Here is a 16,259-nt window from a genome sequence, read left to right as displayed (position 1 = left end):
CTAACGCTTGATATTTTTAGATTGATTGTTATATATTTATTGAGTTTGTAAGGGTGAATGATATGTCAGATAGTAATAAAGAGAAAAAAAAGAAATTTGCAGATATGGTCAGTAAACGAAAAGGGGATGATCAAGAAGATCAGCAAACAGGTGATTTAAGTGAAGAGCTTAATATATTAAAAGAACGTGCAGTTCAGCTTGAAGATCATTTACGTCGCGCTGTTGCGGATAATGAAAACGTTAAACGTATAATGCAAAAGCAAATTAGCGATGCAAGTGATTATGCAGTCACAAAATTTGCACGTGATATGATCGACTCTTGTGACAATTTAAAAAAAGCAATGGAAAACTTGAAAGATGATGATCCTATTCATGAAGGAATAAAAGTGGCGCACCAAAAGATTGTGAGTGATCTAAAAAAACATGGAATAGAAGAAATAGATCCAATAGGTAACTCTTTTGACAGCAATTTACATCAAGCTGTTGTGGAAAGAGAAGATAATGAAAAAGAGCCTGGCACTATTGTAGAAGTACTACAAACTGGTTATACCATTAAAAATAGGTTGCTTCGTCCTGCAATGGTTATTCTTTCTAAAAAATCTGCTGATTGCGAAAGTAACTAATAAAACACTCAAGGTATGGAAGAAGTTGTCTTCTCAGGTATTCAGCCAAGTGGAGTATTACACTTGGGCAATTATCTTGGTGCAATTAAGCAGTGGATAGGCTTGCAGGATAAATATAAATCTCTTTTTTGTGTTGTTGATCTGCATGCAATCACAGCAAATAAGCTTCCCGCAAATGAATTAAAAAATAATATTTTTAAAGCAGCAGCAACTTATATTGCATGTGGAATAGATCCGGAAAAGTCGATTATTTTCAATCAATCCGCAGTTAGTGGTCATGCAGAATTGGGCTGGCTGCTAGGGTGCTATACACCAATTGGTTGGCTTAATCGTATGACTCAATTTAAAGATAAGGCTGGAAGCGATAGACAAAAAGCTTCTCTTGGGTTATATAGCTACCCAGTACTTATGGCTGCGGATATATTGCTGTATCAAACTAAATATGTTCCTGTTGGCGATGATCAAAAACAGCATTTAGAACTTGCACGTGATATTGCATCAGCTTTTAACAATCATTATAAATGTAGTCATTTCATCATACCTGAAATCTTAACTTTGGATTGCACATCAAGAATAATGAGCTTAAGAGATGGAGCAAGCAAGATGAGCAAATCTGATTCTTCAGAATACTCATGCATTAACCTTGACGATACAGATGACTTGATTGTCAAGAAAATAGAAAAAGCAAAAACAGATTCAATTCTAGGCTTTGATTTTGCTACTTTAAAGTGCCGTCCAGAAGTAAACAATTTGGTAAACATTTATTCAGTGCTTAGTGATTTAAATGTGGAAAAAGTGTGTGAAGAAGTGAATAAACATGATATGAAACACTTTAAAAAAGAGTTAGCTGACTTAATCATCAGTGTTATATCACCCATACGTGAGAAGTTGAACGGTCTTTTGAAGGATCAGCTCCATTTACATAAAATATTAAAAGAAGGTACAGAAAAAGCAGCAGAGATTGCAAATAACAATATAAAAAAGATCAAGGATATTATAGGGTTTGTTCAATAGGTTACAACTATTTCTTCCCATGGCTTTCAAATCGTGCAGCTATTTTCTTTACACTAACATGAGTGAGAAGAGGTTTTTTACTAACCGGAAGTTTAGAATCGGACTTTGCTGTTATGGGGTTCATTTTAGATCTTTTATTTCCTACCGGAAATGAGTGAGATTGGGAGGCAGTTTCTTGCGATGGTGCAGGATCTTTCTTCATACCGATATCTGCTTGTGTTGCAGGGGTGGCTTTGCTCTTAGCAACTTGATTTTGCTCAAACTTTCCTACTATTGACTTTACTCTACCGTCCTTCTTGCTATTTACTTTTTCTTTTATAATAACCGCTTTTACTTCTGATGATGCTTTATCAGCAGATTTTTTCAGGATTGGTTTACTTTCAGCTGATTTTTGCGAAGTCACTTCTACTATTATTGGTTTCGTGCTCACTTGTTGATCAACAATATCTAGCCTTTTAGGATTTGACAGTATTTCAGATTTATCTTCTTTAGTTTCTTGCTTAATTTCTTGATTGGTAGCGTTTAGCGCTGGTGGCTCTGGAGCCTGTCTCTTTTTATATCCTCTTCTTGTTCCTGCATTTTTCTTAGGTTTCGTTTTGTGAGTTGGCTCCTTTTTAGCTAACTTTGAGTCTTCCGAATCTTTTGTTGAAGATTTACTACTTTTCTCTTGATAATTTGATATTTCCTCATTTCCAGACTCTTCACTTAATGAACTTTCATAGCCTGAATCTTCAGGAGATACATTCTCTATTTCTGGTTTAAAGTGTACCTTTTTTGAGGCAGTAGGAGGTGGCGGAGGTGCCGTTGTTGGCCGTTTTATTTTCTTCATACCTGATTTTCCTGCCGGCTGTTTTCCTTTTTGCAGCTTAGGAGTATCTTCCTTCTGCTTTGATGTCGTTTTATTTTCCGTGCTTACTTCGTATGATTTATGTTCTTTATTGCCTTTTCCACTCTGTTTCGAATCTAAAATTTCTTTAAGTCCTTTCTTGAATAGATTAATTGTACTTAAAATATTTGTGTATTCGGCTGCTTTTTCTATAGTGAAACCTGATAATTCATCACCAACAAAATTTTTTATGTCATTATCATTAGTTGGAATATCTTTTCCCAAGACTCTATCTAATATCCCTTTTAATGTTCCAATAAAACCGAGTGGCTTTGTGCTCAAAGGTTCTACATAATTATTCAAGTCGCTATATATAACAAATTTGGCTACATCTTTTGCGTTGTTTGTAAAATTCTTCAGAGCTTGAGATAAATCTTTCAGTGTTTCATCATATTGTTCATTAATTTTTTTTGTATCCTTCAGCTTTATGACTCTTATCAAAGAATTGAGATTTTTATCATAATTGTCACTTTTAAATAGATCACTCATACCAATTACTGTTTATCGTTTACTTAAATATAAATTCAAAGTATTAAGACCGAGTAAATGTTATATGACTTATCCTCTGACTCATAAACGCTTGCGTTCCTTAATGTGCAAAAAATTTCAATAATCTTCAATCAGCAATAGTATAGAAATCCAAAAAACAAGTAGCTAACACTGGAATCTAGGAATTATGATTGGGCACAAGTTGATGAGTATAGTTGTTTTATGTTGAAATACAGCATTTATGGAAAGATTAGATGTCAGTCTAGAATGACACCCTTTCTGGAAAACTCGGATTACAGTGTTTGTATAACTTAATAATTAGAAACTAAAGGAGTTCTTTTTTAAAAAACTTAAGTTATACTTATAAGTATTTGATATCTTTTGTAGTGATTATGTCGAATTTAAGCTGCCTTTATGGCGATAATGTCGAATTTGTGGAAGAAATTTATAGCCGTTACTTGCAAGGCGATAAATCAATTGGAGAAGATTGGCACAGAATTTTTTCGAGCAATTTAGAAGTTAATAAAGCAGAACCCTGCAGGGCACAGAATGAAGCTAAGGTAGATGTTGATGATTTAGCAAATTTTTTCAGATTTTATGGTCACTTTTTTGCAGACTTAAATCCATTATCACCGCATGTAAATAAGGAAATAGATTATCAAAAATACTTGAATCTTTCTCCTACAAGTGACACTAGAATCTACAGAGATATTTACTGCAAGAATATCGGTTTTGAATTTATGCATATTTCCTCTTATGAGGAAAGAGTTTGGCTGCAGGAGAAAATTGAAAATCAGGTCTATACGCTAAGCCCTCAGGATAAAAAAGAAATACTAAGGCACTTGATTGAATCTGAGATGTTCGAGCAATTTCTCCATATGAAATTTCCTGGATATAAGCGTTTTTCTATCGAAGGTGGGGAGTCAGCCATTGTTGCAATTGAAAGAGTTATTAGTGATTCTGCAGCTTTTGGTATTGAAGAAATAGTTCTTGGTATGGCCCACCGAGGACGGCTCAATGTTCTAACCAAAGTGATGGGAAAAGATTATGCGGCAATGCTGTCTGAATTTCAAGGCAACCTTGCATATCCAAGTGGTCTTGAGGTGTCTGGTGATGTCAAATATCACCTTGGTTACTCTTCTGATCGAGCACTTGCTGGTGGTAAAAAAATACACTTAAGTTTATGTCCTAACCCATCTCACCTTGAGGCGGTAAATCCGGTTCTAGCTGGAAGAGTAAGAGCAAAACAAAATACGAGATCTGTGCTTGGCATATCAATTCATGGTGATGCAGCTTTTATCGGGCAGGGAGTGGTTGCTGAAACCCTGACTTTGAGCAACATTGAAGGTTATAAAGTTGGTGGTATCGTGCATATTGTCATTAATAACCAAGTTGGTTTTACTGCAAATCCTAATTGTGCACGCTCATCTTTTTATTGCACTGATGTAGCAAAATCAATAGAAGCTCCAATATTTCATGTTAATGGAGATAATCCAGAAGCTGTGAGTTTTGTTGCGAATTTGGCAATGGAGTATGTGCAGAAATTTAAAAAGGATGTGGTGATTGACATAATATGCTACCGCAAATATGGCCATAATGAAGGCGATGAGCCAAATTTTACTCAGCCACTTATGTATAAAGCAATATCAAAGCATAAAACTCCAGGCACGCTGTACGAAGAGAAGCTGACTGCAGAGAAAGTGCTAGGTAGCGATGAAGTAAGTAAATTACGCAGCGAATTTAGAACAAGATTGGATAAAAGCCTTACTGAGTCAACGACTTATACTCCGAAGAAAGCTGACTGGTTTGATGGAGTGTGGTTAAAACTCAGGAGAGCAAAGTTGAACGATTTGAGTGAATATTATACGGACTCTGGTGTTTCACCAGATGAGCTAAAAAAATTGGGTGTACACATAAATAGCAATATTCCAAGTAGTTTTAATCTCAATAATAAAGTCAGAAGAATACTTGATGGCAGAATAGACAGTATAAATTCCGGTAGCAACATAGACTGGGCAACTGGTGAAAGTCTTGCATTCGCGTCATTGCTTAAAGAAGGAATAGGAGTGCGCTTGTCAGGACAAGATTCTGGTCGCGGTACCTTCTCGCACCGTCATTCAAGACTTGTTGATCAAGTAACAGAAGAAACGTTTATTCCACTGAACAACATAAGTGAGAAGCAAGCTCGCTTTGAAGTTATAGATAGCGCACTATCTGAGTATGCTGTGATGGGTTTTGAATATGGATATAGCCTTGATTCTCCTTATTCACTTGTGCTCTGGGAAGGGCAGTTTGGTGATTTTGCAAATGGCGCGCAAATTATGATCGACCAATTTATCTCATCTGCAGAAACAAAGTGGTTGCGGTCAAGTGGTCTAGTTCTACTTTTGCCTCATGGTTATGAAGGGCAGGGGCCTGAGCATAGTTCTGCTCGTATAGAGAGGTTTTTGCAGCTCTGTGCAGAGGATAATATGCAGGTGGTTAATTGCTCTACTCCTGCGAATTATTTTCATGCTTTACGCCGACAAATTAATCGAGATTTTCGTAAGCCTTTAGTGGTGTTTACACCTAAATCACTATTGCGTCATAAAAGCGCAGTTTCTAACCTTTCTGACTTTGAAGGAAAATTTCTTACGGTAATTCCAGAGTGTAGAACAGGTTTAGTTGCAAGTGATAAAATACGTAAAGTTGTAATATGTAGTGGTAAAGTTTATTACGACATAATTGAAATGCTTGAAGCACAAAAAATAAACGATATAGCAGTAGTGCGTTTAGAACAATTTTATCCATTCCCGGCCGATAAACTAAACAATGAACTCGAAAAATATAAGAACGCTGAAATTATATGGTGTCAAGAGGAACCAAAAAATATGGGAGGATGGTTCTTTGTCAACCCATTGATAGAAGAGGTATTGTCTGGCCTCAATGCTCAAGCAAAAAGACCTAAGTGCATTGCAAGACCTGCTGCTGCATCTCCTGCATGTGGTTATGCTAATATCCATGCTCAGCAACAAGCAGAAATTTTGAAGCAAGTTGCGCAGGTACAACTGTACAAACACTGAGCGGCTTCAAGCAGACTTATTAATTAGACTCTAGCACTTAGATAACTTACAACAATCAAACCTTTTATATACTTATACAAATATAAAAAGACTTTTATTTTTTTATAAAAGTATAATATTTATTAACATTTTCATTTATTTTTCTTAATATAGTTAATATAGTTAATATTAATATTAACTATATTAAGATATATATGAAGACAGAAATATTTGAGAGGCTAATAGGGCAAACTAGACTACGCAGCGATAGCAAGGCTAAAATCATACGGTTAAATAGAGACAAAAAGGCTTTTATAGATGAGGATAAAAAGTCTATCGAATTAGCTGAGGCTATTTTTGCAGAAAATAATATGTTTCGTTTTCGTAAACCAGGTCCTGCTACGGATTACATTTTGCACAAACTAATAAATGATAGAAAGCTTCTCGAGGAAATGAAAGATAGAGGTACAAGTATAATACGTCTTTTTTCTTTGCTATCAATGTATCGTGGTCTTCCTAAGTGCTATGTTGTGAGAAAAGAAGGGTGTATTACTGAGTTTGGAATACTTACTTATATTGACGAATGTTTAGAATCAGTACCTTTAGAAGACTTTATACTTATTGAGTCTGCTTCGTACCTAGAGTACATTTTGTTTGAGAATGATGATATTAGAAATAGGTTAGCTGAAGATTTGACTGAAGATAAAACAAAATTAGATATTTTCGTAAATGGAATTTTAGCAATAAATAGCTCGGATTTAGTATTATCTTGTATCAACACAATCGAGGCTTTTAATGAGGAAGCTAGAAATTTTGTCAATCACATACAGAAAACCAATAGGATGGACTACCTCTTTAAGGAAAATGGTACAACACTTGTAAAGTTAGTTCTAAAAGAATTATTAAAACTTTCTATTTTACAAGAAAGAGAAAACACTACATTAGAATTTCCTCAAATTTCGAGTGTGGAACATTGTAATGGGCGATAGACTTTAAAATGTGCAAGGCTCATTTAAATATGAGCCTCAGTATCGCTTAACTTTTATGGAGCATACTTTAACTTTATTTCACTTCCACCAAGGGAATATTGTTCCAGCTATTGCTGCCATAGTTATCAATAGAAGCGTTTAGGTAATCTGTATCAAATCGTACTGGTACATCAAATTCGAAGCTTGCGGTGATTATTGTGCCTTTTGCTGGTGGTTTCATAAATGCTATTTCTCCAGTTGAATAATTCACTGAATATTTTTCTGTCTTTTCACCATCTAGGTAAATTTTTATTGTATCATGCACTGGCTTTTTAATAGTTCGTATATGCTTGTCTTTTCCACTTATGTAAGTTTTCATCAGTTGAAAGATCGTTTTTTTATCGTCTCCTATGCCAATTTCTTGATTGATAACTGTAAAGTCTGACCAATCCTTAAAACGAAATCCTATTGCTTTACCTTTTCGTGCCTGAAAAAATGTTATGAGTTCTGTTAGCTGCTCGTTTGACCTGACTCCATAAGCTATGTTATACCTGGCACGTGCACGAGACCAATTGATATTGCGCTGCTCACAACCATTATGAGTTGTTACAACGTCAGTCGAAAATTCCGGTCCTCCAGTAGAGCCATAAGATATATTTTCTGGAAATCTAATTTCTGTAAATGACATATGTCCTCCTGTAAAAATAAAATTGAGTTGATATAGATGAAGTAGGAAAGATCTTAAATTTTTGAAGCTGCTTTATCAATCAGGCTATAAATTTTAAATCCCGTTTCTTCTAAAAAAGTAAAGGTGTTGTTTTCTCCTACCTTACCTTTCAGTTCGTTAATGTCTTGATGACTCTGCGTTAACTGATATGCACAAATACATGCAACAACTAAAGCCACTCCAGCAAAACATGCTAAAGGCATTGGTTGAGTAAAAACAGCAGCTATAGCAGATGCTGTGAATGCTATAGCTGTTATTACAGCAGCTATGCTATAAATAGCTTCTCTTCTGTAACTATTGATTAATTTCTTTTCTATTTCCTCTTGTTGTGTTTCTTGCCCTTGTTGATGAGAAATAGTAATTACTGTATCTGTATGAATTGGCTCACTAGCGCTGGTATTAATTCTCTCTTTTTGTGTTTCATGATCTTGCACAATTGCTGATTTGCTAGTTCTGATATTATATTGTTCTTCTTGCTCTGATTGATCAGAAGCAGAAGCTTCTGTAACCTCACCAAAGATTTCTTCATTAGAAACTGATTGATTTTCTGTTATATCAGAAGGGATTTTGCTAAGAAGTGGCACAAAATGCCTCATGTAATTCACTACTCCTACAGTTTTTTTGCTACTATCTATCTCTAGTTGATTGAGATTTATATCTTGTATAAAAACTTCTGGATCATCATCATGTCCTGTAATTTTAGTTACCGTAACTTTTTGACTATCTTCCTCTATTGAATAAATATAAAGTTCCACTTTGTACTTGTCGCATATCATTCTCCCTTCAATCTCTGGACGACCCCATATAGCTAGAGAATTAGTTTCTGTAGACATATTTTTAATGTTGTTTAGATATTTAGAAAAAGACTTGGAATTATCTGGCTTAATAGTAACTTTTTCTCCTTTTTCTTTTCCATCTTCGCTTATTTCTTCTTCATCTTCGCTTATTTCTTCTTCTTTATCTTTACTTGTTTCATATTCGTTATAGTCTTCTAGTAACAAATCATTATCTGTGCCATATCTACTTTTCAAAATCTCTAAAATCTTCCCTTCTCTATCTTCACAATATTCCTCTAGTAACCAGCTGAAAAACTCCTCTTCTGTATATTTGGTTATTATTTCTTCATCTTTACACCAGTCTGTTTGTGCAGATATGCCTTTTTCATCTTCGCTATTTCTTTCCTTCGCTATTACTTTGCTATCCAAATTTCCTTCACCTACAAAATATCCTCCTTCTTCAGCATCTCCTGTTATTTTTTTATAAACCCACGAATTTGCATTTGCTCTAGCATAATTTTCACAATCTTCTCTTAATGATTTTGCGGTAAAACGATGACCAGGTTTTATATTTAGCTCATTCAATCCTTGAGCCACGGAGTCAAAAAAGCAATCTCCTTCTGATATAGAAGCTCCTATTTTTAGCTTTTCAGGATAAGCTCTCTTTAGCTCATTCAATAAACTACTTCTTTTTGTTTTTTGTGCCCGAAATTTATAAACTAGTCTTTCTAGCCTTTGAGAATAAAAAGAGTCTAGATTCTTAAATAAAAATTGACTTAATTTTGTGCTTTTTTCGACTTGCCGAAAAAGAGCAATTGGTTTTCTGTTGAAATTTTTCATGTTATAACTCCAAAATAATGATTGTATTTTAATAGATTAATCAGCCTAGGAAGGCTAATTACTTAAGGTCGTGCTGTGTTGCAAGCAAACATCACCTACTTTTCTTGAACTAATATGTAGCCTATACATATTGTTACTTACTATATCTTAACTATACTTAAACTCTCTTATGCTGTCAAGCAGGGAATTTATTAATCTTTTAACTCATCCACTTTTTTGCGTAGCACATTTAAATCAGTTGCTCCTACAAAAAGACTATCTCCAATTATCAAAAAAGGTGTACCGCCTACTCCTAAATTCCTTACTAAAAGTTTGCTGTTGTTTATCATTTGCTCAATTTTGTCTGCATTATTTTTCATAGAGTTATTAAAATCGTTCTCGTTAATCCCTATATTTTTCACTATACCTAATATAGTTTTATCTGAAAATTCTCCTCTGTGATCTAGTGCAGCATAGTGAAAATCTAAGTACTTTTCTTTATCGATAAAATAAGTTGCTAAAGCACCTTTTGCTGCCTTTAAAGAATTGTTACCAAGTATTGGAGCATCTCTAAAGATATACTTAATTTTGCCATCATTGATCAATTGTTTTACATCGTTCTTTATAGCTTTGCAATATCCACAAGAATAGTCAAAAAAACCTACAGCTATGATATTGCTATTTTCATTTCCTGAGTAAGGATAAGTGGAGTCGAATATTTCATTTTTATGCTGAGAAATTTTATTTTTGGTTGCATTAGCATAACTATTTTTAGCTGACTCTTCCTGGAGAGCTTTTAGAACTCTATCAAAATTTTTACTGATGTAATTATCCAATCTCTCACCTATATAATCATCATTTAAGTTCTGACTGCGGTGTGAAAGCCAATTGTTTATTACTGGTAAACTTGCTACTGCAAGTATAAAAATCAATAAAAATGGTATCTTAGACATATACTTAGTTAAAGAATACAAATATTAAAGAAATGCTTAATGTTAAAACATTTTTATCAAGAAATGCAAACTTTATAAAATGAAATTTAAGATATTTTTGTAAAGTTCATCATAAGATTTGGTGATGAAAAATTTTGCAGAGTAAGGCATTTATAAAGATTTAGATAGTCTTTACCACTATTTCTAGCAAATTGTAAGCAAAAAAGTTGATTATCTTGTAATCGCTGCATATAATATCGGTAAGCGCGTCGCTAAGTAATATGAACACACTAAGTCTTACATTTCCGATAGTGTTGTTCGGATATAATAGAATGATTTTTCAATAAATGTAAGTAAAAAATGAGGTTTTTAAAAGCTGTCTTTAACTTAGCAATGTTAGCATTTTTTGTAGCTTCGACAGCTGAAGCAAGGTGGAGTAAGTACGAAGATGCTTCTGTTGAGGTTAAGTTTTCTAATGTTAACATTAATGTTAATAGAGATGGTACCTACGAAACGGAAGTAGAACTACAAGCAAAAATACTCAAGGAGTCTGGGCGTGATAGATTTTCTCTGTATAGTTTAATCTACAATGATGATAGTGCAGATTTGACTGTTTTAGAAGCTAAAACAGCTTATAACGGAGAGGAATATATAGTCACTGAAGACATGATAGAGGATAAACCGCTAGCTAGTCCTAGTAAAGGCTTCGATCAGCTAAGGCAAGTAACTATATCGTTTCCTAAAATAGAAATTGGTACAGAAGTATATTTAAGGTATAAACAAGTTAACAAAAAGGTTCCTGTTGATAACTTTTATGGCTTGAGCTTTTCTTATCATGGGGATTATTTACAAGCAGAAAATACTAAAATCAATTCTGAATTACCCCTGGAGATTAAAGTTAATGATCCAAGAGAAGTATTAGAAATCGCTGAGGAAAAAAATGATGATATACACTCTATAAGCATTGCTTTAAAGAAAGCAGTTTATGAAAACACAACAAATGAACCACATAATGGAATATTGAACATAAAACACAACACTTGGGTATCACTTTCAAGCTTATCTGAATGGGAGGATTTAGCTAAAAAATTAGCTCCTGGATATCATAGCGTTATCAATCAGCCGCTTCCTGCAACTTTTGAAGCTATAGCAGAATTTGCTGACAATGAGAGTACCGATGAGGAGAAAATTAATGCAGTCACTTCTTTATTGAATGAAAAAGTTCAGTACATGGGAGACTGGCGTACAGTGTCAGGAAAATTTTTTCCGAGAGATTTGGAGAAAATTGCTGATTCTCAAGTCGGGGATTGCAAAGACTTTTCTGCTAGCACGGCTGCTATTCTGCAAAAACTTGGTTATAAAGTTCAACCTATTTTAGTTATGAGAGGAACTACTAGCACTTCTAATCCTGAAGCATTACCTAATATGGGTAATTTTAATCATGTGATGCTCAAAGTAACAAATAGAGATGGAAAAATATATTGGATCGATCCAACTAATACCGTCAGTATGGCACAGGGTATTTTTCCAGACATTGCTGATAGGAACGCTCTAGTACTCGATTCTGAGGAAGCAGATTACATAAAGATTCCTGCTGTACAAGGTGAAAATTCAAAAGTGATATCCCATAGTGAATTAACTATAGAAGATAATGTTGTAAATGAATATGGCCAGCTTACCGTGCAAGGGGAAGCAGCCTTAGGCTTAACAGGGGTTGGATTGTATTATTCAAATGAGCAATTAAGGGATTCTGTTTTTCGTATGATTAGTGGAGTATATCTTGATGAAGAAGAAAAGAAGTTCTTAGAATTGCCTGACCTTACTTTACGTAATGTAGAAGATCTTACAATCAAATATGAGTTTCAGCAAAAAAATAAGATTTTTAAGACAAATCTAGGACCTGCTTTGAATTTAGGAGATAATTGGCTTAATGATGTTGTCAATACAGCTTCTGACCAAGTGTCAGATCTTTTTATTGGTGTTCCTAAAACTAAGGAAAGCCATATGATAATAAAAGATATCAAAATTAAAAATTGTGAAAATTTGAATTTTGAAATAAATTCTCCTTGGTTATATGTAAATAGGTTCTGTAAATATCAAAATGATGGAACCGAATTTAGCAATTTAATAACCATAAAGAAAAGCTTTATTACCAATGAAGAATTAAAGACTGCTGAATATAAAAACTTAAAAAGCGAATTGGAGAATAATTTTTCTAGAGCCTCTATAATAATAAGTGAATGAGTTGTGCTGGGAAAAGCACTTCTTAAAAGGCTTAAAATTTTTAAAATATGTACAATAACTTACGCGACTTCATCAGAGCATTAGAAGAAAAAAAAGATCTAATTAGAATTAAAAAAGAAGTTTCAACTATTCTTGAAATGACAGAAATTCATCGTAGGGTTTTGTCAAACAAGGGACCAGCTATCATCTTTGAAAATGTTGTCACAGAAAATGGCAAAAATTCAATTCCCGTTTTAGTGAATTTATTTGGTACTATTGAGAGAATTGCATTCGGACTTGGTATAAATTCTGATGAATTAAGGGATCTGGGTAAACTTCTAGCATTTTTGCGATCACCTGAGCCACCAAAAACCTTCAAAGATGCTGTGAAAATGTTTCCTCTACTAAAAGTTGTATTGTCGATGCGGAGCAAAGTTGTGAGCAAAGCCCCATGTCAAGAGGTGGTGCTAACTGGGGATGAGGTGGATCTTAGTTTGCTACCTATTCAGACATGCTGGCCAAACGAGCCTGCACCGCTTATCACTTGGCCACTTGTGGTAACAAAAGGACCAACAGCAGACAAGCAAGATAATTTCAATCTTGGAATATATCGTATGCAGGTTGTGAATAAAAAAACGACTCTCATGCGCTGGCTTGCACATCGTGGTGGTGCAGGTCACCATAAACGGTGGAAGGAGAGGGGACAAAATATGAAGTTTCCTGCGGCTGCTGTGATTGGTAGCGATCCTGCAACAATTATTGCTGCGGTAACTCCGGTGCCGGAGACTTTATCAGAATACCAATTTGCCGGGCTGCTGCGAAAAAAACCACTTGAGCTTGTAAATTGTAAAACTATTCCTCTTCAGGTTCCAGCTCATGCTGAGATCGTTCTGGAAGGATATGTAAGTTTAGATAAGTATAGAGATGAAGGGCCATACGGAGACCATACCGGTTACTATAATGCTGTTGAACAGTTTCCTGAGTTTAACATTACTGCAATTACAATGCGCAAAGATCCAATTTATCTCAGCACTTTCACTGGCAAGCCACCAGATGAACCATCAATTCTTGGTGAAGCACTCAACGAAATTTTTGTGCCGATTCTTATCAATCAGTTTCCGGAGATAGTAGATTTTTATCTGCCTCCAGAAGGTTGTTCATATAGAATAGCGGTAGTATCGATAAAAAAGGCTTATCCAGGGCATGCAAAAAGAATTGTTATGGGCATACTCTCTTTTCTCAAACAGTTTTTATATACCAAATTTATCATAGTTGTTGATGATGATATAAATATACGTGATTGGAAGGAAGTGATGTGGGCAATGTCAACAAGAATGGACCCTGTGCGTGATACAATTACGATAGAGAATGCCCCAATTGATTATTTAGATTTTGCTTCCCCTGAAAGTGGTCTCGGAGGTAAAATAGGGTTTGATGCAACAAACAAACTTCCACCTGAAACCAAACGAGAATGGGGAAGAAAAATTGAAATGAGCGAGGAAATAATAAAGAAAGTTACAGAGAAGTGGAAGGAATATGGGTTGACAGATGATTGAGATATGATGTAGACTACCGCCGTGTATTTAGGTGTGGTTTGTGAGGCTTTTATATCTTTTATTTTTGTCGGCATGTTTTTCTCTGTATTACTATGTGGGTCCTACATTCTCGCCTTGCCCAAAAGCAACAGTTTGCTTCTCACCTGAAGAAGACTGTGCTGTACCGATAATCAGCGAGATAGACCAATCTAAAGAATCTATCTTAGTTCAAGAATATACATTTACTCTTGGAACAGTTGCAAAATCTTTGATTAACGCCAAAGAGCGTGGTGTTGATGTTAAAGTCGTCTTAGATAAATCACAACTCCATTCAAAATATAGTGTCATAAGCGAATTGTTTTCAAATGGAATACCGATTTGGATCGATAATAAGCCAAAAATTGCTCATAATAAGGTAATAATTGTTGATAATCAAAAAGTCATCACAGGATCGTTTAACCTCAGTAAGACAGCTGAAAAGGGAAACGCTGAAAATTTATTAATTATTGAAAATTATCCTGAATTAGTCCAGCAGTATGTGAAGAACTGGGAAATACGAATGTCACAATCCTATCAATATGCTCCCTAGATACTTGATATCAAAAAAAGTCTTTTTATTGATAGATTTAATTTCTTGTGATATAATAAATTAAAAGGTTTTAAGGGGTAGGTAATGGATTACATAAATGATGCTGCTGATAGTTACGCTGCCATTCATGATTTTTTTCAAAATAATGGTGTTGGAGATTACAAAGTTCAATGCAATTATGGTGGTGTACCGTATGCTACTGACAAATATGTACATTCTGGAGACAAATTTTGGAGCAATAATTTTATAGACTCACATTTTGGAAGGGAAATAAAAATGTATCCTCAAAGTGAGCTTTTAGCTAAAGAGTATGCTGGTAATACACTACCGGTTTCAATATCACTAGACAAGGATCTAATAAAAATAAAAGAATGTCAGAAAAAAACTAAATTTGTAGAACTAGAAGGGGAATCAGGTGATATAGTATATGATAAGCAAAAGCATATAAAGTGCTACACGACAAAGTTATCATATGACGATGTTTCTGTTCATAATAAAAACGAAGTTTCAATACTGAATATTAGATATGATGTGCCAAACGATCCAAGATACAGTTTAAACATAGCCTTCACAAAGGTTAATGATAATAAACCAGGGTTTTGGCAAAAGTTTAAAAATATGTTTTAATAGAGTAGCTTCTAAATCAAGGGGATTTTGTTGAAAAATGAATATCTACTTAATAATGAATTTGGTCAGTAGCTACTAAGTTTGTTTCATAGCTATGCAACAAAAGGTTTGTGCCCTCACGTTTATTCTCTGCAACACGAAAAGTTCGTACAGTTGTACATGCTATGTAGTAGATAAACTTCTACTATATTTTTTTATTCAACTTACCTCTTGTCTATTGAATAGATTTTGTATTAAACCTAAAATTCAACGCACCTAAATATATAAGCATTCCCAACAAAATCATAGGTATAGAAAGCAACTGTCCCATAGTTAAATTGAACCATAAATAGCCAATTTGATAGTCTGGCTCGCGGAAAAATTCAACCATAAAACGTGCTACTCCATACAACATAACTGCAACTCCAGTTGTTGCACCATAATACAATCTCATTTTGTTCAAGTAAAATAGTGAATTTACAACTACGAAAAGTAGCGCTCCTTCAAAAAATGCCTCATAAAGTTGGCTTGGATGGCGCAATAAATTATCACCACTTTCTGGAAATACCATACCCCACGGCATAGTTGTAACCCTGCCAAATAACTCTCCATTTATAAAATTACCTATGCGGCCTAGAAGTAAACCTATCGGAACTCCACAAGAAATTAGATCCAGTGTGTAAAATATAGGAATGTTATGTCTTCTACAGGAGATTATTACTGCAAGCAAAACTCCTATAGCACCGCCATGAAATGACATACCTCCTTCCCAGGTCTTTAGTATTTCGATAGGATTGCTTATATAGAGAACTGGATCATATATCAATACGTACCCAAGCCTACCTCCAAGGATAATGCCTATAATAACGGCTGTTAATAACGAATCGTAAAAATTCTTAGTAAATATTTTTTGATTGTCTAGCTTATGTAAATACCAATATGCAAAAACTATACCCAAAACATATGCTAAAGAGTACCAATATATAGAAACAGGACCGATGCTAAAAATAACTGGACTTAAAGACATATTT

At 34.5% G+C, this 16,259-nt stretch carries 13 protein-coding genes; 8 read left to right on the top strand and 5 right to left on the bottom strand.

The annotated features are described in order from the left end of the window. Window positions 1-62: 62 nt before the first annotated feature. Window positions 63-623 (top strand): nucleotide exchange factor GrpE, encoded by a 561-nt coding sequence (locus ABWU65_RS02700; RefSeq protein WP_010402249.1) that lies wholly within the window; start codon window positions 63-65, stop codon window positions 621-623. A gap of 15 nt (window positions 624-638) precedes the next feature. After that, window positions 639-1,637, top strand: a complete 999-nt coding sequence (gene trpS, locus ABWU65_RS02695) for a tryptophan--tRNA ligase (protein ID WP_064085384.1) — start codon at window positions 639-641, stop codon at window positions 1,635-1,637. A gap of 7 nt (window positions 1,638-1,644) precedes the next feature. Here trpS and ABWU65_RS02690 read toward each other — a convergent pair whose 3' ends face one another. Further along, window positions 1,645-3,012, bottom strand: coding sequence for a hypothetical protein (locus tag ABWU65_RS02690; RefSeq protein ID WP_007301958.1), 1,368 nt, complete (start codon window positions 3,010-3,012; stop codon window positions 1,645-1,647). 392 nt (window positions 3,013-3,404) lie between these two features. Here ABWU65_RS02690 and ABWU65_RS02685 point away from each other — a divergent pair, with 392 nt between their 5' ends. Next, window positions 3,405-6,074: a 2-oxoglutarate dehydrogenase E1 component gene (locus tag ABWU65_RS02685; RefSeq protein WP_007301957.1), complete on the top strand. Its 2,670-nt coding sequence runs from the start codon at window positions 3,405-3,407 to the stop codon at window positions 6,072-6,074. A gap of 194 nt (window positions 6,075-6,268) precedes the next feature. Continuing rightward, complete coding sequence (locus ABWU65_RS02680; protein ID WP_213863778.1) at window positions 6,269-7,042, top strand: hypothetical protein; 774 nt, start codon at window positions 6,269-6,271, stop codon at window positions 7,040-7,042. Between the two features lie 73 nt (window positions 7,043-7,115). On the opposite strand, the gene ABWU65_RS02675 is transcribed toward ABWU65_RS02680, so the two are convergent. The 3 genes from ABWU65_RS02675 to ABWU65_RS02665 all read right to left on the bottom strand — a co-directional run bounded on the left by ABWU65_RS02675 (window position 7,116) and on the right by ABWU65_RS02665 (window position 10,296). Then, on the bottom strand, window positions 7,116-7,709 hold the full coding sequence (locus tag ABWU65_RS02675) for a TIGR02217 family protein (protein WP_019236629.1): 594 nt from the start codon (window positions 7,707-7,709) through the stop codon (window positions 7,116-7,118). A gap of 53 nt (window positions 7,710-7,762) precedes the next feature. Continuing rightward, a complete protein-coding gene (locus tag ABWU65_RS02670; protein WP_353280266.1) occupies window positions 7,763-9,364 on the bottom strand; it encodes a hypothetical protein in 1,602 nt (533 codons plus the stop codon). Between the two features lie 191 nt (window positions 9,365-9,555). Next, window positions 9,556-10,296 (bottom strand): DsbA family protein, encoded by a 741-nt coding sequence (locus ABWU65_RS02665; RefSeq protein ID WP_052264650.1) that lies wholly within the window; start codon window positions 10,294-10,296, stop codon window positions 9,556-9,558. 339 nt (window positions 10,297-10,635) lie between these two features. On the opposite strand from ABWU65_RS02665, the gene ABWU65_RS02660 reads away from it, so the two are divergent. From ABWU65_RS02660 to ABWU65_RS02645, 4 genes are all read left to right on the top strand, one after another. After that, window positions 10,636-12,519, top strand: a complete 1,884-nt coding sequence (locus ABWU65_RS02660; protein WP_007301951.1) for a DUF3857 domain-containing protein — start codon at window positions 10,636-10,638, stop codon at window positions 12,517-12,519. Between the two features lie 47 nt (window positions 12,520-12,566). Further along, window positions 12,567-14,054, top strand: coding sequence for a UbiD family decarboxylase (locus ABWU65_RS02655; protein WP_007301950.1), 1,488 nt, complete (start codon window positions 12,567-12,569; stop codon window positions 14,052-14,054). Window positions 14,055-14,094: 40 nt separating this feature from the next. Further along, window positions 14,095-14,622, top strand: a complete 528-nt coding sequence (locus tag ABWU65_RS02650; RefSeq protein ID WP_007301949.1) for a phospholipase D family protein — start codon at window positions 14,095-14,097, stop codon at window positions 14,620-14,622. Window positions 14,623-14,706: 84 nt separating this feature from the next. Then, window positions 14,707-15,249 carry a hypothetical protein gene (locus ABWU65_RS02645; protein ID WP_007301948.1) on the top strand — a complete coding sequence of 181 codons (543 nt, stop codon included), beginning with the start codon at window positions 14,707-14,709 and terminating at the stop codon, window positions 15,247-15,249. 214 nt (window positions 15,250-15,463) lie between these two features. Here ABWU65_RS02645 and lgt read toward each other — a convergent pair whose 3' ends face one another. After that, window positions 15,464-16,255, bottom strand: a complete 792-nt coding sequence (gene lgt / locus ABWU65_RS02640; RefSeq protein ID WP_007301947.1) for a prolipoprotein diacylglyceryl transferase — start codon at window positions 16,253-16,255, stop codon at window positions 15,464-15,466. Window positions 16,256-16,259 lie beyond the last annotated feature (4 nt).

This window comes from Wolbachia endosymbiont (group B) of Silvanus unidentatus (assembly GCF_964028615.1).
GTDB lineage: Bacteria > Pseudomonadota > Alphaproteobacteria > Rickettsiales > Anaplasmataceae > Wolbachia.
The sequence above is the reverse complement of the archived record's forward strand: the minus strand, read 5'-3'. Positions and strand labels throughout refer to the sequence as shown.

Excerpts from the sequence above, each read along its gene's own strand:
- ABWU65_RS02645 (WP_007301948.1), top strand. The coding sequence starts at position 14,707 with ATGGATTACATAAATGATGCTGCTGATAGTTACGCTGCCATTCATGAT.
- ABWU65_RS02685 (WP_007301957.1), top strand. The coding sequence starts at position 3,405 with ATGTCGAATTTAAGCTGCCTTTATGGCGATAATGTCGAATTTGTGGAA.
- lgt (WP_007301947.1), bottom strand. The coding sequence starts at position 16,255 with ATGTCTTTAAGTCCAGTTATTTTTAGCATCGGTCCTGTTTCTATATAT.
- ABWU65_RS02665 (WP_052264650.1), bottom strand. The coding sequence starts at position 10,296 with ATGTCTAAGATACCATTTTTATTGATTTTTATACTTGCAGTAGCAAGT.
- ABWU65_RS02655 (WP_007301950.1), top strand. The coding sequence starts at position 12,567 with ATGTACAATAACTTACGCGACTTCATCAGAGCATTAGAAGAAAAAAAA.
- ABWU65_RS02690 (WP_007301958.1), bottom strand. The coding sequence starts at position 3,012 with ATGAGTGATCTATTTAAAAGTGACAATTATGATAAAAATCTCAATTCT.
- ABWU65_RS02660 (WP_007301951.1), top strand. The coding sequence starts at position 10,636 with ATGAGGTTTTTAAAAGCTGTCTTTAACTTAGCAATGTTAGCATTTTTT.
- ABWU65_RS02700 (WP_010402249.1), top strand. The coding sequence starts at position 63 with ATGTCAGATAGTAATAAAGAGAAAAAAAAGAAATTTGCAGATATGGTC.
- ABWU65_RS02680 (WP_213863778.1), top strand. The coding sequence starts at position 6,269 with ATGAAGACAGAAATATTTGAGAGGCTAATAGGGCAAACTAGACTACGC.
- ABWU65_RS02675 (WP_019236629.1), bottom strand. The coding sequence starts at position 7,709 with ATGTCATTTACAGAAATTAGATTTCCAGAAAATATATCTTATGGCTCT.
- trpS (WP_064085384.1), top strand. The coding sequence starts at position 639 with ATGGAAGAAGTTGTCTTCTCAGGTATTCAGCCAAGTGGAGTATTACAC.
- ABWU65_RS02670 (WP_353280266.1), bottom strand. The coding sequence starts at position 9,364 with ATGAAAAATTTCAACAGAAAACCAATTGCTCTTTTTCGGCAAGTCGAA.